We start from the raw sequence: 21,703 nt of genomic DNA, 5'->3' as shown, positions 1-21,703 counted from the left end.
CTGGACCCGTACACAAATTCTGTACGGGTCCACGATGCGTAACGTACGGGTATGTATGGGGAGTTGGCAGGCATGCACCCCAGGAAGCGACCCCGGAAGAACACGTCGGCGATGAGGATGGTCGGCGCCCTCGTGGCGACCTTCCGGATTGCCGCAGGCCTGACCCAGCGCCAGCTGGGCGAGCGCGTGCTGCTGCACGAGGAGATGATCGCCTCGATCGAGCAGGGCCGCCGCCCCCTGAAACTCGACCTGGCCGCCTTGCTAGACCAACTCCTCGACACAAAAGGGGCGTTGACGACAGCGGTCGAGAACATGCCGGAGATCGACCTGATCCCGGCGTGGGCCGAGGAGTACATGGACCTGGAGCGCGAGGCCATCGCGCTGTCCTGGTTCGAGAACCAGGTACTGCCGGGCCTGCTCCAGACGGAGAGCTACGCGCGGGCGGTGTTCCTCAGCAAGGTGCCCGCGATGAGCGAGGACGAGATCGCTGCGCAGGTCGAGAAGCGGTTGGAGCGGCAGGAAATACTGCACCGGAAGGAACCGCCGACCCTCAGCTTCGTCATCTCCGAGGCCATCCTGCGGGACCGCTTGGGCAGCGACGCGGTGTACGTCGAGATGCTGCGGCACCTGCGCGCCTGCGCGGATCTGCCGGGGCTGACCCTCCAGGTCATGCCGCTCGGCAGGCATACGCACGCCGGGCTCAATGGGCCCTTCATCCTCCTGGAGACACCAGACCATCAGCACCTCGCCTATGCCGAGACCCAACGTGGCAGTCAGCTCATTTCCGACCCCGGCGAGGTCAGTATCCTGGCGCAGAAGTATGCGATGCTGCGAACGCAGGCCCTCAACTCCGAGCAGACGAGAGGGCTGTTGGACCGGCTACTAGGAGAGCAATGAGCATCGCACTTACGTGGTTCAAGTCCAGCTACAGCGGCGACGAGGGCGGCGCCTGCGTCGAGATCGCGTGCGCTTGGCGCAAGTCGAGCTACAGCGGCGACGAAGGGGCCTGCGTCGAGGTAGCAACCCACCCCTCGGCCATCCACATCCGCGACTCCAAGGCCCCCGAGGGCCCCACCCTCACCGTGAACCCCACCACGTGGCAGGGCTTCATCGCGGAACTCTGAACTCCGGCCCGCTTGAACGCCTATAGGGGCGCGGGGCTGTGACATTGTGCGGCTCTGCGGCGTGGGCGCGACCAGCCACAGACAGCCCGCAGCCGAAGGCGCGGAACGCTGCGGTTGCGAGGGCAGCGAGGGCCCCTCACCCTGCCCCGCCCCCCCCAGCACCGTGAGGCGAACCGCGTTGTCAGTGGTGGGATCTACATTCGAGGCATGGCGATGCTTGCGAATCCACTCCCGCAACTGATGGACGACCCCACCGGCAAGGTGCTCGGCCTTGACCTGCCGTCGGGCAGGCTGATCGGCCCGGCGGCCGAGCCGCTGCTCTGGTACGCGGATGAACCGGCCGGCCCGGAGAACTGGGCACGCCTGGCCCCGGCCCGCAGAGCGGCAGGCCTGCACCCCGTACTGCTGGGCGGGATAATGGAGTTGGCGGACTGGGAGCTGGCCCCGTACGAGGCCTCGTACCCGGGCGACCACGACGCCGAGGACGTGCTGGAAGGGTTCTGGGAGGCGTACGCCGAGGAGGAGCTGGGCTACGGGCCCGAGGACTGGCCCGGCCTGGCGGAGGCCCCCGAGCTCCAGGAGGACCCGGACAGCAGGGCGGCGAAGGTGGCGGGGGCGGCGACGGCCGAGGGCCCCCTGAAGGGCGCCCGGATGGCATTGGTCCCGGCCCGCCGGAGCGCCGACATACCGGCGGCCATCGGCTGGACGGGCCCGCTGAACCATGAGCACGACGTGGCGAGGCTGTGCGCGGTGCTGCGCTCGTGGGAGGACAGGTTCGGGATAAGGGTGGTGGGCCTGACCCACAACCGGCTCACGGTGTCGGTGGCGTCCCCGCCGATCGTCAAGGACGAGGCCGTGGTGCTGGCCGCGGAACACTTCGCCTTCTGCCCGGACGCGATGGACACGGACCTCGACGAGTACGCCAACTCGCTTCTGGACAACGAGAGTTGGACCTTCTGGTGGGACTGACTCCGGGTGGCCCCTGGAGCCACCCCTTCGACGCCTCCTTAGCGCTGGCTCAGGAATGAGGGGGGTTAGCGTCTTGGCATGACTGCAGAGAGCGCTTCGGTGCTGGTCGACATCCGCAAATACGACGGCAGCCTGAGCGCGCGGTGGACTGCCGTCCGGCTCGGTGAGGACGAGCACGGCGTGTGGCTGGGCACGGCACAGGGCGCCCCCGTCAGTTCGGACACGGGCGGCTGGACAACCCGGTTCGCGTACGTGATGTTGGTCCCGCGCGGTCAGTGGTGGACAGCCACGTTCTGTGCGGAGCCGGGACCTGAGATGTACTGCGACGTGTGCACGGTGCCCGAGTGGGACGCGGACGGGGCCGTCCTGCGCACGGTGGACCTCGATCTCGATGTCGTGCGGCCCCACGGCGGCGAGGCCCGCATCAAGGACGAGGACGAGTTCGCCGAACACCGCGTGCGCTATGGCTACCCCGACAGCGCCGTCGGCAAGGCCCGACAGACCTGCGAGTGGTTGATGGAGGCGGGACGTCGCGCTGGTGACGGCGTCGAACCCTTCGCCTCGGCGTACCGCCACTGGCTCGGCCTGATCGGATAGGCGGTGCCGGTGCGCATCGCCCTTGGCCACGCCATTCCGAGCCGACTCGGCCCCAACAATCCGGTCCGGGCAATCCAGTCCGTGGGCACGGCCCCAACAACCCCACCCCGGAGCACAATGAAGATCCCCCTCACCATTCACCAAGTCACCCTGAATGCAAGGCAGTTGAAAGTGATCCGGCCTGCCGCGCCGCCGAGCCGGGCCGTGCTCCTGGACCAGGATCGGTATCTGGGGGCCTACCTCGACCAGGATGCCGCGTACCTGATCGCCGGGCTGTGGGAGCTGGCCGCGTCCTCGCCGCAGGCGCTGATCCACCTGCCGATGCGGCGAAACCGGGCCCCGTCTCACGACCTGCCCGGGCACGGCACGCGCCAGTTGGACCTCGTGCTGCTGCATCATTCGCTGCAGTTCGCGCCGTCGCGCTGGAAGGGCGTACGCGCACGGCTCGGCCCGGGGCGCCGACGGACCGTAGAGCTGCCCGGAAACGACCGGCCGGCCGGGGGCGAGTCGCGGCATTACGTCGAATCGCGGCATTACAAGGAGAATCGCGACCTGTTCCACCAGCATCTCCATGCCGAGACGCTGTTCATGACAGGCAGCGCGAAGCTGTTCAAGGAGACCGCCCCGCGTTTTCGCGATCTCGGCCGCAGAGGGCCCGGCTTCGTCCCCGGGCACCCGAACCACTCCCACTGTTGCACGGAGCTGCACTCCACCGAGGGCATTCTCGGCAACGCCCGCGAGATGCACGTCGAGTACTGCGACCAGTGGGAATCGTGACCGCGGTCACCGCCGTTACGCAGCCGTCCCGCCTCCCCGGTGACGGGCAGGCGGGACGGGTTTCGCGGGCTCAGAGCCCGCGTGCGACCTCGGTCGCCCAGTACGTCAGGATCATGTGGGCCCCGGCCCGCTTGATGCCGGTCAGGGTTTCCAGGATCGCGCGGTCGCGGTCGATCCAGCCCTTCTCGGCGGCGGCCTCGATCATCGCGTACTCGCCGCTGATCTGGTACGCCGCGACCGGCACGTCCACCGACTCGGCGACCTTCGCCAGGATGTCGAGGTAGGGACCGGCCGGCTTGACCATCACCATGTCCGCGCCCTCGGCCAGGTCCAGCGCCAACTCCCGCATGGATTCACGGGTGTTGGCCGGGTCCTGCTGGTACGTCTTGCGGTCACCGCGCAGCGAGGAACCGACGGCCTCGCGGAACGGGCCGTAGAACGCGGAGGAGTACTTCGCGGTGTAGGCCAGGATCGAGACGTCCTCGTGGCCGGTCTGGTCCAACGCGTCCCGGATGACGCCCACTTGGCCGTCCATCATGCCGGAGGGCCCCACGACGTGGACGCCCGCGTCGGCCTGGACCTGGGCCATCTCGGCGTAGCGCTCAAGGGTGGCGTCGTTGTCGACGCGCCCGTCCGCGTCGAGGACGCCGCAGTGGCCGTGGTCCGTGTACTCGTCGAGGCAGAGGTCGGACATGATGACGAGCTCGTCGCCGACCTCTTCCTTCACGGCGCGGATGGCGACCTGGAGGATGCCGTCGGGGTCGGTCCCGGCCGTCCCGGCCGCGTCCTTCTTCTCGTCCTCCGGCACCCCGAAGAGCATGATCCCGGACACCCCGGCGGCCACGGCCTCGACGGCGGCCTTGCGCAGGGTGTCGAGCGAGTGCTGCACGACGCCGGGCATGGCCTGGATCGGAACGGGCTCGGTGATCCCTTCCCGTACGAATGCGGGGAGGATGAGGTCGGCGGGGTGCAGCTGGGTCTCCGCGACCATGCGGCGCATGGCGGGGGTGGTGCGCAGCCGACGGGGCCGGGCCCCGGGGAAGGATCCGTACACAGTCATGCCCCTACGCTACGCCGCCGGGGAGGACGGTTTTCCCCACCCCGCCCCTACGGCGTGCTGCAGCCGGGGCAGGCTGCCCTGGGGCTCCGCCCCAGACCCCCGGACGCCCCACCCCGCCCCTTCCCGAAACCCGCCGGGAAGTGGAGATGGGCTGAGGTCCTTTCCCGGGGACGCTGCCCCGGGCCCCGCGACGAGCTCAACTGCGGACCGTGCGTGGCTGGTCGCGCAGTTCCCCGCGCCCCTAGCAGCGCCGACCCTGGCAGGGTGCACACACAGCCTGTCCGGCGTTTGAGGACGAGCGCCCTTAAGGCGCGAACGGGGTTTGGGGCAGAGCCCCAGGAAACCGGCTTCCCCCCTTCCCCACCCCCGGAGGGTCTAGGGAAGGGGCGGGGAGGGGCCAATGGGTCTGGGGCGGAGCCCCAGGGAGCTCCGCCTCAACCCCGGGTTACGTCGTGCGGCGCCGCCGCGCCCCAGGCCGACGCTCGCTCGGCCGGGTCACGTGCTCGCCCGCGGACACCGCCGCGTCACGACGGGCCGCCCCGAAGTCCGCGAGCGCCTGCGCCAGCTTGTGGACCGACGGCTCCGGGGCCATCACGTCCACCCGCAGCCCGTGTTCCTCCGCCGTCTTGGCCGTGGCGGGGCCGATGCACGCGATCACGGTCACGTTGTGCGGCTTGCCGGCGATGCCGACGAGGTTCCGCACCGTCGACGATGACGTAAAGAGAACGGCATCAAATCCGCCGCCCTTGATCGCCTCGCGTGTGTCCGCCGGCGGCGGCGAGGCCCGTACGGTGCGGTAGGCCGTGACGTCGTCGACCTCCCAGCCGAGCTCGATCAGGCCCGCCACCAGCGTCTCGGTGGCGATGTCGGCGCGCGGCAGGAAGACGCGGTCGATGGGGTCGAAGACCGGGTCGTAGGGCGGCCAGTCCTCCAGGAGGCCCGCCGCGGACTGCTCGCCGCTCGGCACGAGGTCCGGCTTGACGCCGAATTCGACCAGCGAGGCGGCCGTCTGCTCGCCGACCGCGGCGACCTTGATACCGGCGAAGGCCCGAGCGTCGAGACCGTACTCCTCGAACTTCTCGCGCACCGCCTTGACCGCGTTGACCGACGTGAACGCGATCCACTCGTAGCGGCCCGTCACCAGGCCCTTGACCGCGCGCTCCATCTGCTGCGGCGTCCGGGGAGGCTCGACCGCGATGGTCGGCACCTCGTGCGGCACCGCACCGTAGGACCTCAACTGGTCGGAGAGCGAAGCCGCCTGCTCCTTCGTACGCGGTACGAGTACGCGCCAGCCGAACAGCGGCTTGGACTCGAACCACGACAGCTGGTCGCGCTGAGCAGGGGCACTGCGCTCGCCGACCACGGCTATGACGGCCTGGTGCCCGTCCGGCGAGGGCAGCACCTTCGCCTGCTTGAGCACCTGGGCGACCGAGCCGAGCGTCGCGGACCAGGTCCGCTGCCGCGTGGTGGTGCCCGCGATCGTCACGGTCATCGGGGTGTCGGGCTTGCGGCCCGCGGAGACCAGCTCGCCGGCCGCGGCCGCGACGGTCTCCAGGGTCGTCGACACCACCACCGTGCCGTCGCTCGCGCCGACCTCGGTCCAGCACCGCTCGGAGGCGGTACGGGCGTCGACGAAGCGGACGTCCGCGCCGCCGGCCCCGCTCAGCGGAACACCGGCGTACGCGGGCACACCGACCGCGGCGGCCACACCCGGCACCACCTCGAAGGGGATGCCCTCGGTGGCGCAGGCCAGCATCTCGCCGGCCGCGTCGCCGTCGAGGCCCGGGTCGCCGGAGACCGCACGGACGACCCGCCTGCCGGAGCGCGCGGCCTCCATGACAAGATTGGCGGCGTCCCGCAACACCGGGATACCGGCGGTAGTTGACGCCTCGTCCACTACCGTCAGCTGAGGTGTGTCCACACCTGCCCGCGCATGCGCGCGAACAACGTCGAGCACAGCGGGCTCGGCGATCAGGACGTCGGCCGAGGCCAGCGCCTCCACGGCGCGCAGCGTCAGAAGTCCGGGGTCTCCGGGACCGGCACCGAGGAAGGTGACGTTTCCGGCTGCGGTGGGGTTGGTGGTGGGGCTCAAAGTGCTCGCTCCCCCATAAGACCGGCCGCACCCTTGGCGAGCATCTCGTCCGCGAGTTCGCGTCCGAGGGCCATCGCTTCGTCGTGCGACGTGGGTACGGGACCGGTGGTGGACAGCTGCACCAGCGAAGAACCGTCGGTGGTACCGACGACTCCGCGCAGGCGCATCTCATGAACAATCTGCCCGTCGGCCAGCAGGTCGGCCAACGCACCCACAGGTGCGCTGCAGCCGGCCTCCAGGGCGGCGAGCAGGGACCGCTCGGCGGTCACGGCGGCCCGCGTGAACGGGTCGTCGAGCTCGGCGAGCGCGGCGGCGAGGTCGGCGTTGGCCGCCGTGCACTCGATCGCCAGTGCCCCCTGGCCGGGGGCGGGCAAAACGGTGTCGACCGACAGGAACTCGGTCACGACGTCACTGCGTCCGATGCGGTTGAGCCCGGCGGCGGCCAGGACCACCGCGTCGAGCTCGCCCTTGGTGACGTATCCGACGCGGGTGTCGATGTTGCCGCGGATCGGCACGCACTCGATGGCCCGGCCGTGGCTGCGGGCGTACGCGTTGAGCTGCGCCATCCGCCGCGGCGAACCGGTGCCGATACGGGCGCCGTCCGGAAGCTGGTCGAAGGTCAGACCGTCGCGGGCGACCAGCACATCGCGCGGGTCCTCGCGGACCGGGATGGCGGCGACGACGAGGTCGGGGTGCTCGGCGGTCGGCAGGTCCTTCAGCGAGTGCACCGCGAAGTCGACCTCGCCGCGCAGCAGCGCCTCGCGCAGCGCCACGACGAACACACCGGTGCCGCCGATCTGCGCGAGGTGCTCGCGGGAGGTGTCGCCGTACGTGGTGATCTCCACCAGCTCGACGGGACGGCCGGTCAACTGCCGTACGGCGTCGGCCACATGGCCGGACTGGGCCATGGCGAGCTTGCTGCGCCTGGTCCCGAGTCGAAGTGCTTGCTCGGTCATGACCGCCCTCGGTTCTTGACATCGGCGTCGTTCAGATCGGCCCTGGAGACGGCGGCCACCGTCTCCGGGTCGAGGTCGAAGAGAGTCCGCAGCGCGTCCGCGTACCCGGCGCCGCCGGGTTCGGCGGCAAGCTGCTTGATCCGCACGGTGGGCGCGTGCAGAAGCTTGTCGACGACGCGGCGCACGGTCTGGGTGACCTCGGAGCGCTGCTTGTCGTCGAGGTCCGGAAGCCGGCCCTCAAGCCGCGCGACCTCGCCGGCCACGACCTCGGCGGCCATGGCACGCAGCGCGACGACGGTCGGCGTGATGTGCGCGGCCCGCTGGGCGGCGCCGAACGCGGCCACCTCGTCCGAGACGATCGAGCGCACCTGGTCCACATCGGCGGCCATCGGCGCGTCGGCGGACGCCTCGGCGAGCGACTCGATGTCGACGAGCCGCACCCCGGGGATGCGGTGCACGGCGGCGTCGATGTCACGCGGCATGGCCAGGTCGAGCAGCGCCAGCTTCACGGGCCCGGCTGGCACGGGAACACCCCGCCCGGCCTGCGGCCGCTCCGCCCGCTCGGCCCAACTGCCGTGGAGTTCAAGGGAGTTGACGTCGACCGCCGGGGCCGCGTTCAGGGCGTCCACGCCGGGCCCGGCGAAGGTGATGCCCGCGTCGGCCAGGGCGGCCAAGTCCACCGGGCAGCCCGCGGCGTCGGGCGCGGGGGCCTCGGAACGTACCGCCTGATTCGCGGCGTCGTCCGGCTCCGTACCGTCCGCGAGCAGGCCTGCGCGCTCGGCGGCGGCGACCTCGGCGAGAGCGGTGCGGTCGGTGTCCGAGAGGCGGGCCACCGTCGCGGGGTCGGCGGCCGGGGCCAGCGGCGGCAGGCCGAGCGCGGTGGCCACGGCCTCGCCGGTCAGCACCAGGCCCGTGGCACCCGTGCAGGACACGGCCACGTCGACGCGTGTCAGTTCCCGTGCGACGTCGGCCATCGCCACGGCGCGCGCGGGGGTGCCCGACTCGCCGAGGATCTCGACGAGGCGCTCGGCGCGGGCGTGCGTCCGGTTGGCGACCACGATCTCGTCGACGCCGGTCCGGGCCAGCGTCGCGGCGGCGAGCGAGGACATCGAACCGGCGCCGATGACCAGCGCCCGCTTGCCCTTGGCCCAGTCCTCGACGGACGCTCCGGCGGAGAGCTGCTCAAGGCCGAAGGTGACGAGCGACTGCCCGGCCCGGTCGATGCCGGTCTCGCTGTGGGCGCGCTTGCCGACCCGCAGCGCCTGCTGGAACAGGTCGTTCAACAGCCGCCCCGCGGTGTGCAGTTCCTGCCCGAGCGCGAGGGTGTCCTTGATCTGCCCGAGAATCTGTCCCTCGCCGACGACCATCGAGTCGAGCCCGCAGGCCACCGAGAAGAGGTGGTGGACGGCCCGGTCCTCGTAGTGCACATACAGATAAGGGGTGAGCTCCTCCAGGCTGACGCCGCTGTGCTGGGCGAGCAGCGTGGAGAGCTCGGCGACGCCGGCGTGGAACTTGTCCACGTCCGCGTACAGCTCGATGCGGTTGCAGGTGGCGAGCACCGCGGCCTCGGCGGCGGGCTCGGCCGCGAGGGTGTCGTGGAGCAGCTTGGCCTGCGCGTCCGCGGAGAGGGAGGCCCGCTCCAGGACGCTGACGGGGGCGCTGCGGTGGCTGAGGCCGACGACCAGGAGGCTCATGCCGGCATCACGGCGGGCATGTCCCCGTCCGGTCCCTTCCGGCCATTGCCCGCGCCGCCGCGCACCGGCGGCACCACGGCCGCGGCCGCCTCGGCGACGGCGGCCTCCTCCGCGACGGCGGCTTCCTCGCCGGCCTTGCGCTGCTCGTGGAAGGCGAGGATCTGGAGCTCGATGGAGAGGTCGACCTTGCGTACGTCGACGCCTTCGGGCACCGAGAGGACGGTCGGCGCGAAGTTGAGGATGGAGGTCACCCCGGCCGCGACGAGACGGTCGCAGACCTGCTGAGCGGCGCCCGCCGGGGTCGCGATGACCCCGATCGAGACCCCGTTCTCGCTGATGATCTTCTCCAGGTCGTCGGTGTGCTGCACCGGCATCCCGGCCACCGGCTTTCCGGCCATCGCGGGGTCGGCGTCTATCAGCGCCGCGACCCGGAAGCCGCGCGAGGCGAAGCCGCCGTAGTTGGCGAGCGCGGCGCCGAGGTTACCGATACCGACGATGACAACCGGCCAGTCCTGGGTCAGGCCCAGTTCCCGGGAGATCTGGTAGACGAGATACTCGACGTCGTACCCGACACCACGGGTGCCGTACGAGCCCAGGTACGAGAAGTCCTTGCGCAGCTTCGCGGAGTTGACCCCGGCGGCGGCCGCGAGCTCCTCGGAGGAGACCGTCGGCACGGAGCGCTCCGACAGTCCGGTGAGCGCACGCAGATACAGCGGAAGCCTGGCGACGGTGGCCTCGGGGATTCCTCGGCTTCGGGTCGCCGGTCGGTGAGTTCGGCCAGTTGCCACGGTGCTCCTGCGGGATGAGCGGGGCTGCAGGCGGCCGTATGTCCCAAGGCCGCCCCGTCGGATGCAGGCTATGTCTTTGTGAACGCGTGCACAAAGATGGTGTCCGCTTTGTCCGAGCAAAGTGACCGGGCTCACGCGACCTGGGGAGGGAATCGCGGAACCGCGGACGGGTTCAGTCCGTTCAGGACCCGAAGGGGGCAAAGCCGCACACTCTCCTCACAGCGATACCCCCGAACCACAGCAAAACGACCATGATGGTAACCGCAACTATCGCGAACCCCATCATTTGGCTGTTCAACCGCCCATGGCCCGGAAGCGCGCCAGGGTTCAACCGACCAGTGCGCCTCTGAGGCGTACGGGATCCACGCGCCAGAAGGTGTGCTGCTCGCCATCGACAAGCACGACCGGAATCTGCTCCCAGTACTCCTTGTACAGCGCCTCGTCCTGGGTGATGTCCTTCTTCTCCCAGGCCGCACCCGTCTCGGCACACACGGCCTCGATCACCTCCTGGGCGTCGTCGCAGAGATGGCAACCGGGCTTCCCGATCAGCGTGACCACCCGGTCGGCAGGGTTCCCGCCCGGCTTCTTCTTACGTCGCAGCAAGGGACTCATGCCTCCCATTCTCCAACCTCAGGCCCGCCCCGTGGACCCATAAGCCCGGATCGTCCGTTTAACGCGACCGCCTCGGAGAGTTCACGCCATCGCTCCCCCGGCAGGTCGGGAAGTTCCGAACAGACTGGCTATGCTCACGACATGGCCGCACTGGGATGGCTCACCCCTCGTAGGCGCTCGGCGACAGCACGCAGCGTGCTGGCCGGCGAGGCCGCAGCCGAGGCAGCCCGCAAGTCCTCGCAGGAACTGGCAGAGCTGGCGGAACTGGCGCAGGCCAAGGCCGACGGGACCGCGCCGGAGCCCGAGTTCCCCGTCGTCGGGGACGATCTCGCCGCCGCCTTCTTCGACCTCGACAACACCGTGATGCAGGGCGCCGCCCTCTTCCACTTCGGCCGGGGCCTGTACAAGAGGCAGTTCTTCCAGCGCCGCGAGCTCGCGCGCTTCGCCTGGCAGCAGGCCTGGTTCCGGCTCGCCGGCGTCGAGGACCCCGAGCACATGCAGGACGCCCGCGACAGCGCGCTGTCCATCGTCAAGGGCCACCGCGTCTCCGAGCTGATGTCGATCGGCGAGGAGATCTACGACGAGTACATGGCCGACCGCATCTGGCCCGGCACCCGCGCCCTCGCCCAGGCCCACCTCGACGCGGGCCAGAAGGTCTGGCTGGTGACGGCCGCCCCGGTCGAGACCGCCACGATCATCGCCCGCCGCCTCGGCCTGACCGGCGCGCTCGGCACGGTCGCCGAGTCCGTGGACGGCGTCTACACGGGACGCCTGGTGGGCGAGCCCCTGCACGGGCCCGCCAAGGCCGAGGCCGTCCGGGCGCTCGCCGCCGCCGAGGGACTCGACCTGACCCGCTGCGCCGCGTACAGCGATTCGCACAACGACATCCCGATGCTCTCGCTCGTCGGCCACCCCTACGCCATCAATCCCGACGCCAAACTCCGCAAGCACGCCCGCGAGCGCGAGTGGCGCCTGCGCGACTACCGCACCGGCCGCAAGGCCGCGAAGGTCGGTATCCCGGCCGCGGCCGGGGTCGGCGCGCTGGCGGGCGGCACGGCCGCCGCCGTCGCCCTGCACCGCCGCCGCCGCTAGTCGGCGACTCTCCGCAGCCAACAGCCGCGATCGGCGGCCACCCCACAGCGTCAGCCGCCGGAATATTCGATTGTGGGGGTTTCGCCCCCATCCCCCTTGGCCCGCCAGCCCCGTTGCCCACACCCGGGCACAACAGATCTCCGTCACGGACAAATCCGAAAGCATCCCGATCAACTTCCGCTCACGATGTGCGACTTGAACAGACGCATAGACGTAACAGAAGCGACGGAATCGACGATTTGAGCAACTGGGTGTAGCGCTCCCTGCACGAAGCGTTATTCTCCTCAGACGCAATCCGGAACCCGCACATCGCCACGATGGGTGAACAGTTCCGCACTGCACGTGATGGAAGCTCTGCCTCTGGGAGTCCCGTGTACCCACACGTCGGGGTTGACGCCTCGGGCCTGGCTACGCTGCGCGGGGCGGTCGTCGACCGCCTGCGCGTCTTCGTCCCCACCGCGTACGCCGGCGCCCCTGCCTTCGCCACCGCAACACCCGTCGGGCCCTGCTATGCCCTGGCCGACGGTGGTGCCGCAGTCGGTAGACGGAGCGGCGGCCGCAGCACGGGCACGTCCGCGACGCCCACCGCCCGCCGGCCCACCGCCGACAGCGACAGCGCCCGCATGATGGATCTCGTCGAGCGCGCCCAAGCGGGCGAGGCCGACGCCTTCGGACGGCTCTACGACCAGTACAGCGACACGGTCTACCGCTACATCTACTACCGCGTCGGCGGCAAGGCGACCGCCGAGGACCTCACCAGCGAGACGTTCCTGCGCGCCCTGCGCCGGATCTCCACCTTCACCTGGCAGGGCCGCGACTTCGGCGCCTGGCTGGTCACGATCGCGCGCAACCTGGTCGCCGACCACTTCAAGTCGAGCCGTTTCCGGCTCGAAGTGACCACCGGCGAAATGCTCGACGCCAACGAGGTCGAGCGCTCCCCCGAGGACTCCGTCCTGGAGTCACTCTCCAACGCCGCCCTGCTCGAAGCCGTACGCAAGCTCAATCCGCAGCAGCAGGAGTGCGTCACCCTGCGCTTCCTCCAGGGCCTCTCGGTCGCCGAGACCGCCCGCGTCATGGGCAAGAACGAGGGCGCCATCAAGACCCTCCAGTACCGGGCCGTGCGCACCCTCGCCCGGCTCCTCCCGGACGACGCCCGCTGACCTCCCGGCCCTCTTGGACGCCACCCGACGACCCGCCGCAGGCGGGTCCAACTCATCATCCGTGAGCTTCGATGACGCTGTGGTCCGATCATCCTTCGTCCGTAACCCAAGTGCCGCGTCCGTCGTTGTGCGGGATGAAGGCTCCCTGTGGTCACGCCATGTCCACAGCCGCTCACTCGATCGTGTGGATGTGCTCAAGGCGTGCAACCTTCCAGGCCCCTTGGGGAGTCGACCGTGATGACGAGAGGAGGTGCCGCCAGTGATCGCGAACGTATCGGCGCACCGGCGGGCGAACGCCTTCGCCCAGGCCCTGGAAGAAGCCTCGGCGGCCGACCAGGAGACACCGGAGACCGGTCCGGCCGAACAGGCCGACACCGGCAGGTTGTTGACCCTGGCGGGTGGGCTCGGCGAACTGCCGAAACCGGAGATGGACCCGCAGGTCAAGGTCGAGCAGCGGGCGCTGCTCATGGCCGAGATGGAGCGGATGTTCGCCGGCGGCGGTGCCGTCGACCCTCAGGTGCCCGAGCAGCGGACCGGGCGCGGCGCCCACCGGGCGACGTCGCTCCGGAAATTGCGACCCCGCTCCCGCTGGTCCAAGGGCATTGCGGCGGGCGGACTCAGCATCGGTGTGGCCGCGGGCGCGTTCAGCGGCGTGGCCGCTGCCAGTTCCGACGCCCTTCCCGGTGATTCCCTGTACGGGCTGAAACGCGGCATGGAGGACTTCAAGCTCAACCTGGCCGACGACGACGCCAGCCGGGGCAAGCTCTACCTCGACCAGGCCTCGACCCGGCTCTCCGAGGCGAGACGCCTGCTGGAGCGGGGCCGCGCGGGCGACCTCGACCACGAGCAGCTCGGGGAGGTCCGGCGCGCCCTCAGCGGTATGGAGCACGACGCCTCCGAGGGCCACCGCCTGCTGCACCAGGCCTATGCGAAGGACGGTTCCATCGGCCCCATCGCCGCCCTGAACTCCTTCGCCGAGTCCCACCGCGCGAGCTGGAGCAAACTCCGCGGCAAGCTGCCCGCCCAGCTGACCGACGTCGGCGACAAGGTGAGCTCGGTCTTCGCCGCCATAGACCAGGAGGTCGGGCCGCTGCAGTCGCTGCTGCCCAAGACGTCGTCCACGACCCACGGCCGACAGGACTCCTCGCACCCGGGCAGCGCCTCCAGCACCGCCCGCCCGTCCGCGCCGCCCCCGTCCTCCGCGCCCGGCCACAGCGCCCCCGGCACCAGCGGAAAGCCTCAGCCCTCCGGCTCCCCCTCCAGCGAGGGTCTGCTCGGCGGCAACACCGGCGGCCTGTTCGAGCCGGGCACGGGCGGCATCGTCCCCGCCCCGTCCGGCAAGACCTCCAACAAGCCCCCGGTCCCGGACGTCACCCTGCCCCCGCTCCTGCCGGGCCTGCTGCCGGGCCTCGGCATCGACGCGGACAAGGCGGAGTAGAAGTCCACGTACGTACGCACTGGAGGGGCTGGGTTTCCCCAGCCCCTCCAGTGCGTAGCCTCGGGCGGCCCAGAAGAATCGGGCGGCGCAGAAGAACGCGACCTCAGAAGAACTCAGAAAAACACGGACCGTCGCTGCACAAGCAGTTTGTACAGCGTGTGCTGGATCTGCTCCCGCACCTGGTCGGTGAGGTTGAACATCAGCATCGGGTCCTCCGCCGCCTCCGGCGGATACCCGTCGGTGGGGATCGGCTCGCCGAACTGGATCGTCCACTTCGTCGGCAGCGGCACCAGACCCGCGGGGCCGAGCCACGGGAACGTCGGCGTGATCGGGAAGTACGGGATGCCGAGCAGGCGGGCCAGCGTCTTGGAGTTCCCGATCATCGGGTAGATCTCCTCGGCCCCCACGATCGAGCACGGCACGATGGGCGTGCCCGCCTTCAGCGCGGTCGACACGAAGCCGCCGCGCCCGAAGCGCTGCAGCTTGTACCGCTCGCCGAACGGCTTGCCGATGCCCTTGAAGCCCTCCGGCATCACCCCGACGACCTCGCCCCGCTCCAGGAGCGCCTGCGCGTCCTCCGAACAGGCCAGGGTGTGCCCGGCCTTGCGGGCCAGCTCGTTGACGACCGGCAGCATGAACACCAGGTCGGCCGCGAGCAGCCTCAGATGGCGCCCCGCGGGGTGGTGGTCGTGGACGGCCACCTGCATCATCAGGCCGTCCAGCGGCAGCGTCCCGGAGTGGTTGGCGACGACCAGCGCCCCGCCCTCGGCCGGGATGTTCTCGACGCCCTTCACCTCCACCCGGAAGTACTTGTCGTAGAACGGCCGCAGGATCGACATCAGGACCTGGTCGGTCAGCTCCTTGTCGTAGCCGAACTCGTCGACGTCGTACTCGCCGGTGATCCGTCGCCGCAGGAACGACAGGCCGCCCGCGATGCGCCGGTCCCAGCCGCCGCGCTGCTCCTGCCCGTTCGCCGCCCGGGCCCCGGAAGGCTGCTCCACGGCCCCCTGCGCCCCGGGCAGGGCACTGACCGGGGCGGTGGGGGCTCCGAGCGGCTGCGGGCCGGGCTCGGCCTTGCGGCGGCCCGGGACGGGGCGCCTGCGGCCGGTGCGCTGCGCGCTCTGGCGCGAGCGGTCGTCGTCGAACGGGATGACCTTGGCGTCCGCCATCGTTGGTGCGCTCCTCATTCCGCGTTCGAAGGGGTGGTGGCTCCGGCGAGGGCCCCGCCGGGGAAGGGCGCGAACGGCAGCCCCGCCACCCGGTCCACGGCCCTGGCCAGCGAGTCCGGGGGCAGCAGCCCCGGGCCCCGGCTGCGGGCGAAGTCCGTGAAGGTCTCGGCGGTCGTGTACTTGGGTTCGTAGCCCAGTGTCTCGCGCATCTGAGCCGTGCTGACCACCCTGCCGTGCGTGAGCAAACGAATCTGCTCCGGCGAGAAATCGGTCACCCCGACCGTCCTGAGGGCGGTGCCGACCCAGCGGACCGCCGGAAGCAGCACGGGCACCGTGGGCCGGCCGAGCCGCCGCGAACACTGCGAGAGCAGCAGCACGCCCTCCCCCGCCACGTTGAAGGTCCCGCTGTTGAGCGTCCCGCGGCGCGGCTCGCCCGCCGCGATCCGCAGCACGTCGATCACGTCGTCCTCGTGGACGAACTGGAGCCGCGGGTCGTAGCCGAGCACCGTCGGAAGCACCGGCAGTGAGAAGTACTCGGCGAGCGGCGAGTCGGCGCTGGGCCCCAGGATGTTCGCGAACCGGAGCACGCACACCGCCACATCGGGCCGGCGCCGGGCGAAGCCGCGCACATACCCTTCGACCTCGACGGCGTCCTTCGCGAAGCCACCGCTGGGCAGCGACTTCGGCGGCGTCGTCTCGGTGAACACCGCGGGGTCGCGCGGCGCGGACCCGTACACGCTCGTACTCGACTTCACGACGAGCCGCTTGACCGTCGGCGACTTCTGGCACGCGCCGAGCAGCTGCATCGTGCCAATGACGTTGGTTTCCTTGACCGTGGTGCGGCCGCCGCCAGAACTGAGCGGCGTCCCGGTCACATCCATGTGCACGACGGTGTCCACCTCGTGCTCGGCGAGCACCTTCGCGATCGCCGGCTGGCGGATGTCCGCCTGTACGAAATCGGCACCACCCAGACGGTGCCCCGGCCGGACGATATCGACCCCGATCACCCGGTCGACCTCGGGATCCCGCTGGATCCGCCGCACAAGACGGCCGCCCAGCTGCCGGGCGACTCCGGTGACGAGCACGACCTTCCCCAAGATCAGCGCCTTCCTTCGGCCTTCGGTACGTCCCTGACGCCCTGTGCGCCACCGTAGCGGCTGGACGTTGCGCGGCGGTGACCACGTGCACGCGCATGGCCGAGAAACTGCGTCCGTGTACGCCGCAGCCCTCCCACCGATAATGCGGCGGGAGGGCTGCGATCTCACGAACAGCGCTCGCTTACTTCTTGTTGCGACGCTGAACGCGCGTGCGCTTGAGCAGCTTGCGGTGCTTCTTCTTGGCCATCCGCTTGCGCCGCTTCTTGATAACAGAGCCCACGACTACCCTCGCTCACTTCTTCTCACTCGGTGCGGGGCGTCTGGGCCCACACGACCTACGTCGGCCTAGCCTACCTGCCACCGAGTGAGGGACGTAATCCGAGGGGAACAGGGAGCCCCCTCAGCCCGTCTCCACCCCCACAAAGGACTCGCGGAGGTACTCCTGAACTGCCTGTTCCGGGACCCGGAAGGACCTGCCCACCCGGATCGCCGGCAGATGACCGCTGTGCACCAAGCGGTACACGGTCATCTTTGACACTCGCATCACCGAGGCGACCTCCGCCACGGTAAGGAACACGACCTCGTTGAGAGGCCTCTGGTCTGCAGCCATGACCCACCTGTACCTTCCGCACCCAACGCGCACCGGCTTCCCCTCCGGTGACTCAACGTCGCTGTGCGCTCACTCCCCAGACTAGGGGCGGGTGGTGCGAGTGGGGAAGAGGAGCTGCCATCGGCCGCCTACTGTGACAGACACGCTCGATTGAGTACATAGCGAGTAAGCGGCCGGTAGTAATCAGACCGCACAGCGTCATCAAGCGGAACGGCCACGGCCACCCGCCCCTCGGCCTCGCCGACGAACAGCGCGGGGTCGTCCGTATCGGCAAGACCGACCGCCTCAATGCCCAGCTGACCTGCCCCGCAGACCCATCCGTGATCTCCGATCACGAGATCGGGAACCTGCCCTGAACCGCCCGCCGCGGCCCCCAGAGCGACCCGAACCGGGAGCGGCGAATGGGTGTGCGCGCCGGTCTCGCTCCCGGCTCCCCGCGCGCCGGGTTCCCGCACCAACGCGACTCCTCGTACGTAGTCAAGGTTGTACGTACGTACCCCGAACCGGGTCGTTATGTCGACAGAGCTACCCTTCGCGGGGGTGAGAACAGGGCACCCCGCCGCCGACAAAGCGTCCGCCAGGGCGGCGTAGAACCCGAGCAGACGGTGCGGATGCCCGGTCCCGAGCAGCACCGCGCCGCGCCGCGAAGCCACCTCCCCGAGCCGCACCGCGAAGGCGTCGAGCCCCGCCAACGTCCGCTCGGGGTCAATGACATCGGGCCCACTCACATGGCCCGGGTCGTCACTCACCCCGCACTTGTCCGCCATCAGCCTCAACAGATCCCGCTCGCCCCACCCCCATTCGGGATCGAGCCCGAGCGTGACCCGCGGATCCCGAGCCGCGAACAGCCGATAGCTCCGCAGACTCTCCTCCCGCGAGGTAGCCACGGGCCCGGCCAGCCTGGCCGCCAGAAGGTGCGCCCGCAGCGCCCCGATGCTCAACACACGACGATGCTCCCGCAGGGGGGCGGGGCGCGGGCCAAAACCCGGCTGTCACCCCACAGTTGGCGTAACGCGGCCGGTCGCCGACGGGGGTTCCTCTCCCCACCCTGGGGACCCCCAGGACAGGCTGAAATGCCCGGTGCGGGCCAGCACCGACCCCGCTAGTGGCGCGGGACTGCGACATGTGCGGCTCCGCCGCGGTGGGCGCGACCGGCAGCCCTGGGTGCCCTACAGGGGCGCGGGGAACTGCGCGACCAGCCACGTACGGTCCGCAGCCGAACGACTCCTCCCGGAGGGTCTCGGGAACGGGCGGGGTGGGGAAGCCCGCCGAAGGCGCCGGCCACCGGCACCAGCACCGGCTACGCCAACAACCCCCGCAACGGAAACACCGCCCGCCGAGTGGCCAACACCGCCTGATCGAGCCGATCCGCGGGGTCGTACCCCGCATCCCAGGACCGCCACGACACGGCCCGCCCGTCCGTCATCCGCCCCGGCCCCAACTCCCGCGTACGCGCGAACACTTCATCCCGCCAGGACCCGGGGATCACCGACTCGGGATCGATCGGCGCATGCCCCGCGATGCCCACCAGATGCGTCCAGGACCGCGGCACCACATCCACCACCGCATACCCCCCACCCCCGAGCGCGACCCACTTCGCACCTTCGACGTACTCATGGGCCAGCGAGTGGCAGGCGGCCTGCACCGCGCGCTGCGCGTCGAGCGAAACGGCCAGATGGGCCAGCGGATCCTCGAAGTGGGTGTCCGCCCCGTGCTGCGTGACGAGGACCTGCGGCCGGAAGTCGGCGATCAGCTCGGGCACCACCGCGTGGAACGCCCGCAGCCACCCCTCGTCCCCCGTCCCCGCCGGCAGCGCGACATTGACCGCGGAGCCCTCGCCGGCCCCGTCCGGACCGGTCTCCTCCGGCCACCCCGTTCCGGGAAACAGCAGCCGGGGATGCTCGTGCAGCGAGATCGTCAGGACTCGCGGATCCTCCCAGAACGCCGCCTGCACGCCGTCCCCGTGATGCACATCGACATCCACGTACACGACCCGCTCGGCGCCGAGCTCCAACAGCCGCGCGATGGCCAGAGCCGCATCGTTGTAGATGCAGAACCCGGCCGCCCCGCCCGGCATCGCGTGGTGCAACCCGCCCGCGAAGTTGACGGCGTGTGCGGCCTCCCCCGCCCACACCGCCTCGGCCGCGGCGACCGACTGCCCGGCGATGAGCGCGGAGGCCTCGTGCATCCCGGCGAAGGCCGGATCGTCCATCGTCCCGAGCCCGTACGAGGCGTCGGCGGCACCCGGATCCGCCGACGCCGCCCGCACCGCGTCGACGTAGTCCTGCCGGTGCACGAGCCGCAGCGTGGAATCCCCGGCCGACGGCGCGGCAACGACATCCACCTGCTTGTCGAGCCCGTACGCCCGCACCAGACCCATGGTCAGCGCGAGCCGCACCGGGTCCATCGGGTGGCTCGACCCGAAGTCGTAGCGCGTGACAGCTTCATCCCACATCAACAGTGCGCGGCCGCTCATGCCCGCCACCGTATCGGGCGGCCTCGGAGCCGAACGAGCGGGCGTACACCAACGTCAGAAGCACCAGAACCATCGGCACGAGCATCGCCCCGCGGTAACTCCAGGCATCCCCCAGCGCCCCCACGAGCGGCGAGCCGACAAGAAAACCCACGTAGTTGAAGATGTTGAGCCGGGCGATCGCCGCGTCGCTGGCGTCCGGAAACAGCCGCCCGGCGGCGGCGAACGTCTGCGGCACGATCACGCACAGCCCGAACCCGAGCAGCGTAAATCCGGCCATGCCCGCCCAGGCCCCGGGCGCGGCCGCCACCACGGCGAACCCGGCCGCCGCGAGCACCGTCCCCAGCCGCACCACTGCCACCGCCCCGAACCGCCGCACCCCGAAGTCCCCGGCGGCCCGCCCGAGCAGCGTGGTCACCATGTAGACGTTGTACGGAACGGTCGCGAGCTGCTCGGAACTTCCCAGGGTGTCCTGGAGGTACTTCGCGCTCCAGTTGGAGACGGTCGAGTCCCCGATGTACGCGAAGCTCATCACCAAGCAGAGCGGCAGCAGCAGCCGGAAGACGACGGGCTTGGCCCCCGGAGCGCCCTCCACCGCGGCGCCGGCCGGCTCCCCGTCCACGTACCACCGGCTCGCGGCCAGACACACCGGCAGCAGCACGGCCACGACCGGCAGATACGACACGAGCAGCGACAGCTGCCAGTGCGCCCCCACCCAGGCGAGCGAGGCGCCGCCGATCCCCCCGAGGCTGTACGAGGCGTGGAACCCGAGCATGATGCTGCGCCCGTACGTCCGCTGGAGGCTGACCCCCAGCATGTTCATCGACGCGTCGAGCGCCCCCACCGAAAGCCCGAACGCGCCGAGCGACAGCGCGGCCTGCCACATCCGGTCGCCCGCCCCGGCCCCGAGCAGCGCCAGGAGCACGGCGGGCTGGGCGAACCGCAGGACCCCGCTCGGCCGGACCCGCTTGATCAGCTGCTCGGTGCAGACGCTGCCGACCCCCGCGAGGATCGGCACGGCCGCGAGGAAGACGGGCAGCAGCCCGTCGGATATCCCGTACCGGTCCTGGATCGCGGGTATGCGGGTCACCAGGAGGGCGAAGGCCATGCCCTGCGCGAAGAAACTCACCGCCAGGGACGCTCTGCCGTGCCGCAGGCGTGCGTCTGTCATGGCGGCACAGCCTAGAGCCGTTACTTACTCCTGGGTAGAGAGATCACCCGAGCAATCCGAGCAGCTGCCCCATGTCGTCGAAGTACCCGTTGGCCCCGTCGAGCCGCTCGGCTGGCGTCATCGCCGTGAACCCGTACACGTCCATCCCGGCGGCCCGCGCGGCCTCCACCCCGAGCGGGCTGTCCTCGACGACGACACACCGCTCGGGCGCCACGCCCATCCGCTCGGCGGCGTGCAGGAACAGATCCGGCGCCGGCTTCCCCCGCCCGACGTCCTCCGAGGAGAACACCCACTCCTCCTCGAACCACTCGTCGAGCCCGGCCGTGCGGTGCCCCACCCTGATCCGCTCATGCGTCCCGGACGACGCCACGCAGTAAGGCACTCCGTCCGCCACGAGCTTTCCGAGTACGTCGGTGACCCCCGCGACGGGCTGCAGTTCCCGCTCGAACGCGGCGAAAATCCGGGCATGCAGCGTCTCGTCGAAGTCAGCCGGCAGCACCTGCCCGGTCCGCTCTTGAATCAGATCGTGTACGCGGTGGACGGCGGCCCCCATGTAGTCGCGGAGGGATTCCTCGTACGAGGTGGGATGGCCGAGCTCGGTGAGATACCCGGACAGGATGGTGTTCGAGATGGGCTCGCTGTCGACGAGCACGCCGTCGTTGTCGAAGATGATGAGGTCGTAGCGCATGACTCGACCTTAAACGCAGAAAAGCCCCGCACCGTGACTCTGAAGAGTCTGGTGCGGGGCTTTCCCCAAAATTTGTTCGGCGGCGTCCTACTCTCCCACAGGGTCCCCCCTGCAGTACCATCGGCGCTGAAAGGCT

22 protein-coding genes are annotated in these 21,703 nt (G+C 70.3%); 8 read left to right on the top strand and 14 right to left on the bottom strand.

The window, feature by feature from the left end; genetic code table 11:
- Positions 1–72 precede the first annotated feature (72 nt).
- The 5 genes from ACWC2B_RS33465 to ACWC2B_RS33445 all read left to right on the top strand — a co-directional run bounded on the left by ACWC2B_RS33465 (position 73) and on the right by ACWC2B_RS33445 (position 3,467).
- A complete protein-coding gene (locus ACWC2B_RS33465; protein WP_450723295.1) occupies positions 73–897 on the top strand; it encodes a helix-turn-helix domain-containing protein in 825 nt (274 codons plus the stop codon).
- A complete protein-coding gene (locus ACWC2B_RS33460; RefSeq protein ID WP_450723293.1) occupies positions 894–1,124 on the top strand; it encodes a DUF397 domain-containing protein in 231 nt (76 codons plus the stop codon). The genes ACWC2B_RS33465 and ACWC2B_RS33460 overlap by 4 nt, the downstream gene beginning before the upstream one ends.
- A gap of 207 nt (positions 1,125–1,331) precedes the next feature.
- Positions 1,332–2,093, top strand: a complete 762-nt coding sequence (locus tag ACWC2B_RS33455) for a DUF4253 domain-containing protein (RefSeq protein WP_450723291.1) — start codon at positions 1,332–1,334, stop codon at positions 2,091–2,093.
- 78 nt (positions 2,094–2,171) lie between these two features.
- Complete coding sequence (locus tag ACWC2B_RS33450; protein ID WP_450723289.1) at positions 2,172–2,690, top strand: DUF402 domain-containing protein; 519 nt, start codon at positions 2,172–2,174, stop codon at positions 2,688–2,690.
- A gap of 117 nt (positions 2,691–2,807) precedes the next feature.
- Entirely contained in the window at positions 2,808–3,467 is a 660-nt protein-coding gene (locus ACWC2B_RS33445; protein ID WP_450723287.1) for a hypothetical protein, read from the top strand.
- Positions 3,468–3,537: 70 nt separating this feature from the next.
- Here ACWC2B_RS33445 and hemB read toward each other — a convergent pair whose 3' ends face one another.
- From hemB to ACWC2B_RS33415, 6 genes are all read right to left on the bottom strand, one after another.
- On the bottom strand, positions 3,538–4,527 hold the full coding sequence (hemB, locus tag ACWC2B_RS33440; protein WP_450723285.1) for a porphobilinogen synthase: 990 nt from the start codon (positions 4,525–4,527) through the stop codon (positions 3,538–3,540).
- 445 nt (positions 4,528–4,972) lie between these two features.
- Positions 4,973–6,619: a bifunctional uroporphyrinogen-III C-methyltransferase/uroporphyrinogen-III synthase gene (locus tag ACWC2B_RS33435; RefSeq protein WP_053724584.1), complete on the bottom strand. Its 1,647-nt coding sequence runs from the start codon at positions 6,617–6,619 to the stop codon at positions 4,973–4,975.
- Positions 6,616–7,575 carry a hydroxymethylbilane synthase gene (hemC, locus tag ACWC2B_RS33430; protein ID WP_450723283.1) on the bottom strand — a complete coding sequence of 320 codons (960 nt, stop codon included), beginning with the start codon at positions 7,573–7,575 and terminating at the stop codon, positions 6,616–6,618. Before hemC ends, ACWC2B_RS33435 begins: the two co-directional genes overlap by 4 nt.
- Entirely contained in the window at positions 7,572–9,269 is a 1,698-nt protein-coding gene (locus ACWC2B_RS33425) for a glutamyl-tRNA reductase (protein ID WP_450723281.1), read from the bottom strand. The genes hemC and ACWC2B_RS33425 overlap by 4 nt, the downstream gene beginning before the upstream one ends.
- Positions 9,266–10,057: a redox-sensing transcriptional repressor Rex gene (locus tag ACWC2B_RS33420; RefSeq protein WP_450723279.1), complete on the bottom strand. Its 792-nt coding sequence runs from the start codon at positions 10,055–10,057 to the stop codon at positions 9,266–9,268. Before ACWC2B_RS33420 ends, ACWC2B_RS33425 begins: the two co-directional genes overlap by 4 nt.
- Before the next feature lie 327 nt (positions 10,058–10,384).
- Positions 10,385–10,669, bottom strand: a complete 285-nt coding sequence (locus tag ACWC2B_RS33415) for a glutaredoxin family protein (RefSeq protein ID WP_450723277.1) — start codon at positions 10,667–10,669, stop codon at positions 10,385–10,387.
- Between the two features lie 141 nt (positions 10,670–10,810).
- Here ACWC2B_RS33415 and ACWC2B_RS33410 point away from each other — a divergent pair, with 141 nt between their 5' ends.
- The 3 genes from ACWC2B_RS33410 to ACWC2B_RS33400 all read left to right on the top strand — a co-directional run bounded on the left by ACWC2B_RS33410 (position 10,811) and on the right by ACWC2B_RS33400 (position 14,359).
- On the top strand, positions 10,811–11,761 hold the full coding sequence (locus ACWC2B_RS33410) for an HAD family hydrolase (protein ID WP_450723275.1): 951 nt from the start codon (positions 10,811–10,813) through the stop codon (positions 11,759–11,761).
- Between the two features lie 371 nt (positions 11,762–12,132).
- The gene (locus ACWC2B_RS33405) at positions 12,133–12,921 is read left to right on the top strand and encodes an ECF subfamily RNA polymerase sigma factor, BldN family (protein WP_053724590.1); all 789 of its coding nucleotides are present in this window, start codon (positions 12,133–12,135) and stop codon (positions 12,919–12,921) included.
- A gap of 259 nt (positions 12,922–13,180) precedes the next feature.
- Positions 13,181–14,359: a DUF5667 domain-containing protein gene (locus ACWC2B_RS33400; protein ID WP_450723272.1), complete on the top strand. Its 1,179-nt coding sequence runs from the start codon at positions 13,181–13,183 to the stop codon at positions 14,357–14,359.
- Positions 14,360–14,472: 113 nt separating this feature from the next.
- On the opposite strand, the gene ACWC2B_RS33395 is transcribed toward ACWC2B_RS33400, so the two are convergent.
- The 8 genes from ACWC2B_RS33395 to ACWC2B_RS33360 all read right to left on the bottom strand — a co-directional run bounded on the left by ACWC2B_RS33395 (position 14,473) and on the right by ACWC2B_RS33360 (position 21,567).
- Positions 14,473–15,528 carry a lysophospholipid acyltransferase family protein gene (locus tag ACWC2B_RS33395; protein ID WP_450723270.1) on the bottom strand — a complete coding sequence of 352 codons (1,056 nt, stop codon included), beginning with the start codon at positions 15,526–15,528 and terminating at the stop codon, positions 14,473–14,475.
- A gap of 14 nt (positions 15,529–15,542) precedes the next feature.
- The gene (locus tag ACWC2B_RS33390) at positions 15,543–16,625 is read right to left on the bottom strand and encodes an NAD-dependent epimerase/dehydratase family protein (RefSeq protein WP_450723268.1); all 1,083 of its coding nucleotides are present in this window, start codon (positions 16,623–16,625) and stop codon (positions 15,543–15,545) included.
- Positions 16,626–16,806: 181 nt separating this feature from the next.
- Positions 16,807–16,905: a 30S ribosomal protein bS22 gene (locus ACWC2B_RS33385; RefSeq protein ID WP_003948845.1), complete on the bottom strand. Its 99-nt coding sequence runs from the start codon at positions 16,903–16,905 to the stop codon at positions 16,807–16,809.
- A 120-nt stretch (positions 16,906–17,025) separates the two neighbouring features.
- Positions 17,026–17,235 carry a helix-turn-helix domain-containing protein gene (locus tag ACWC2B_RS33380; protein WP_450723266.1) on the bottom strand — a complete coding sequence of 70 codons (210 nt, stop codon included), beginning with the start codon at positions 17,233–17,235 and terminating at the stop codon, positions 17,026–17,028.
- A gap of 128 nt (positions 17,236–17,363) precedes the next feature.
- On the bottom strand, positions 17,364–18,179 hold the full coding sequence (locus tag ACWC2B_RS33375; RefSeq protein ID WP_450723264.1) for a phosphatase: 816 nt from the start codon (positions 18,177–18,179) through the stop codon (positions 17,364–17,366).
- 356 nt (positions 18,180–18,535) lie between these two features.
- Positions 18,536–19,711, bottom strand: coding sequence for an acetoin utilization protein AcuC (locus tag ACWC2B_RS33370; RefSeq protein ID WP_450723262.1), 1,176 nt, complete (start codon positions 19,709–19,711; stop codon positions 18,536–18,538).
- Entirely contained in the window at positions 19,680–20,879 is a 1,200-nt protein-coding gene (locus tag ACWC2B_RS33365) for an MFS transporter (RefSeq protein WP_450723260.1), read from the bottom strand. Before ACWC2B_RS33365 ends, ACWC2B_RS33370 begins: the two co-directional genes overlap by 32 nt.
- A gap of 43 nt (positions 20,880–20,922) precedes the next feature.
- Positions 20,923–21,567: an HAD family hydrolase gene (locus ACWC2B_RS33360; protein ID WP_450723258.1), complete on the bottom strand. Its 645-nt coding sequence runs from the start codon at positions 21,565–21,567 to the stop codon at positions 20,923–20,925.
- Positions 21,568–21,703: the final 136 nt, after the last annotated feature.

It is taken from the genome of Streptomyces sp. NPDC001415, from assembly GCF_053597395.1.
Note: the sequence above shows the minus strand (reverse complement) of the source record. Positions and strands in the feature narration are given on the sequence as shown.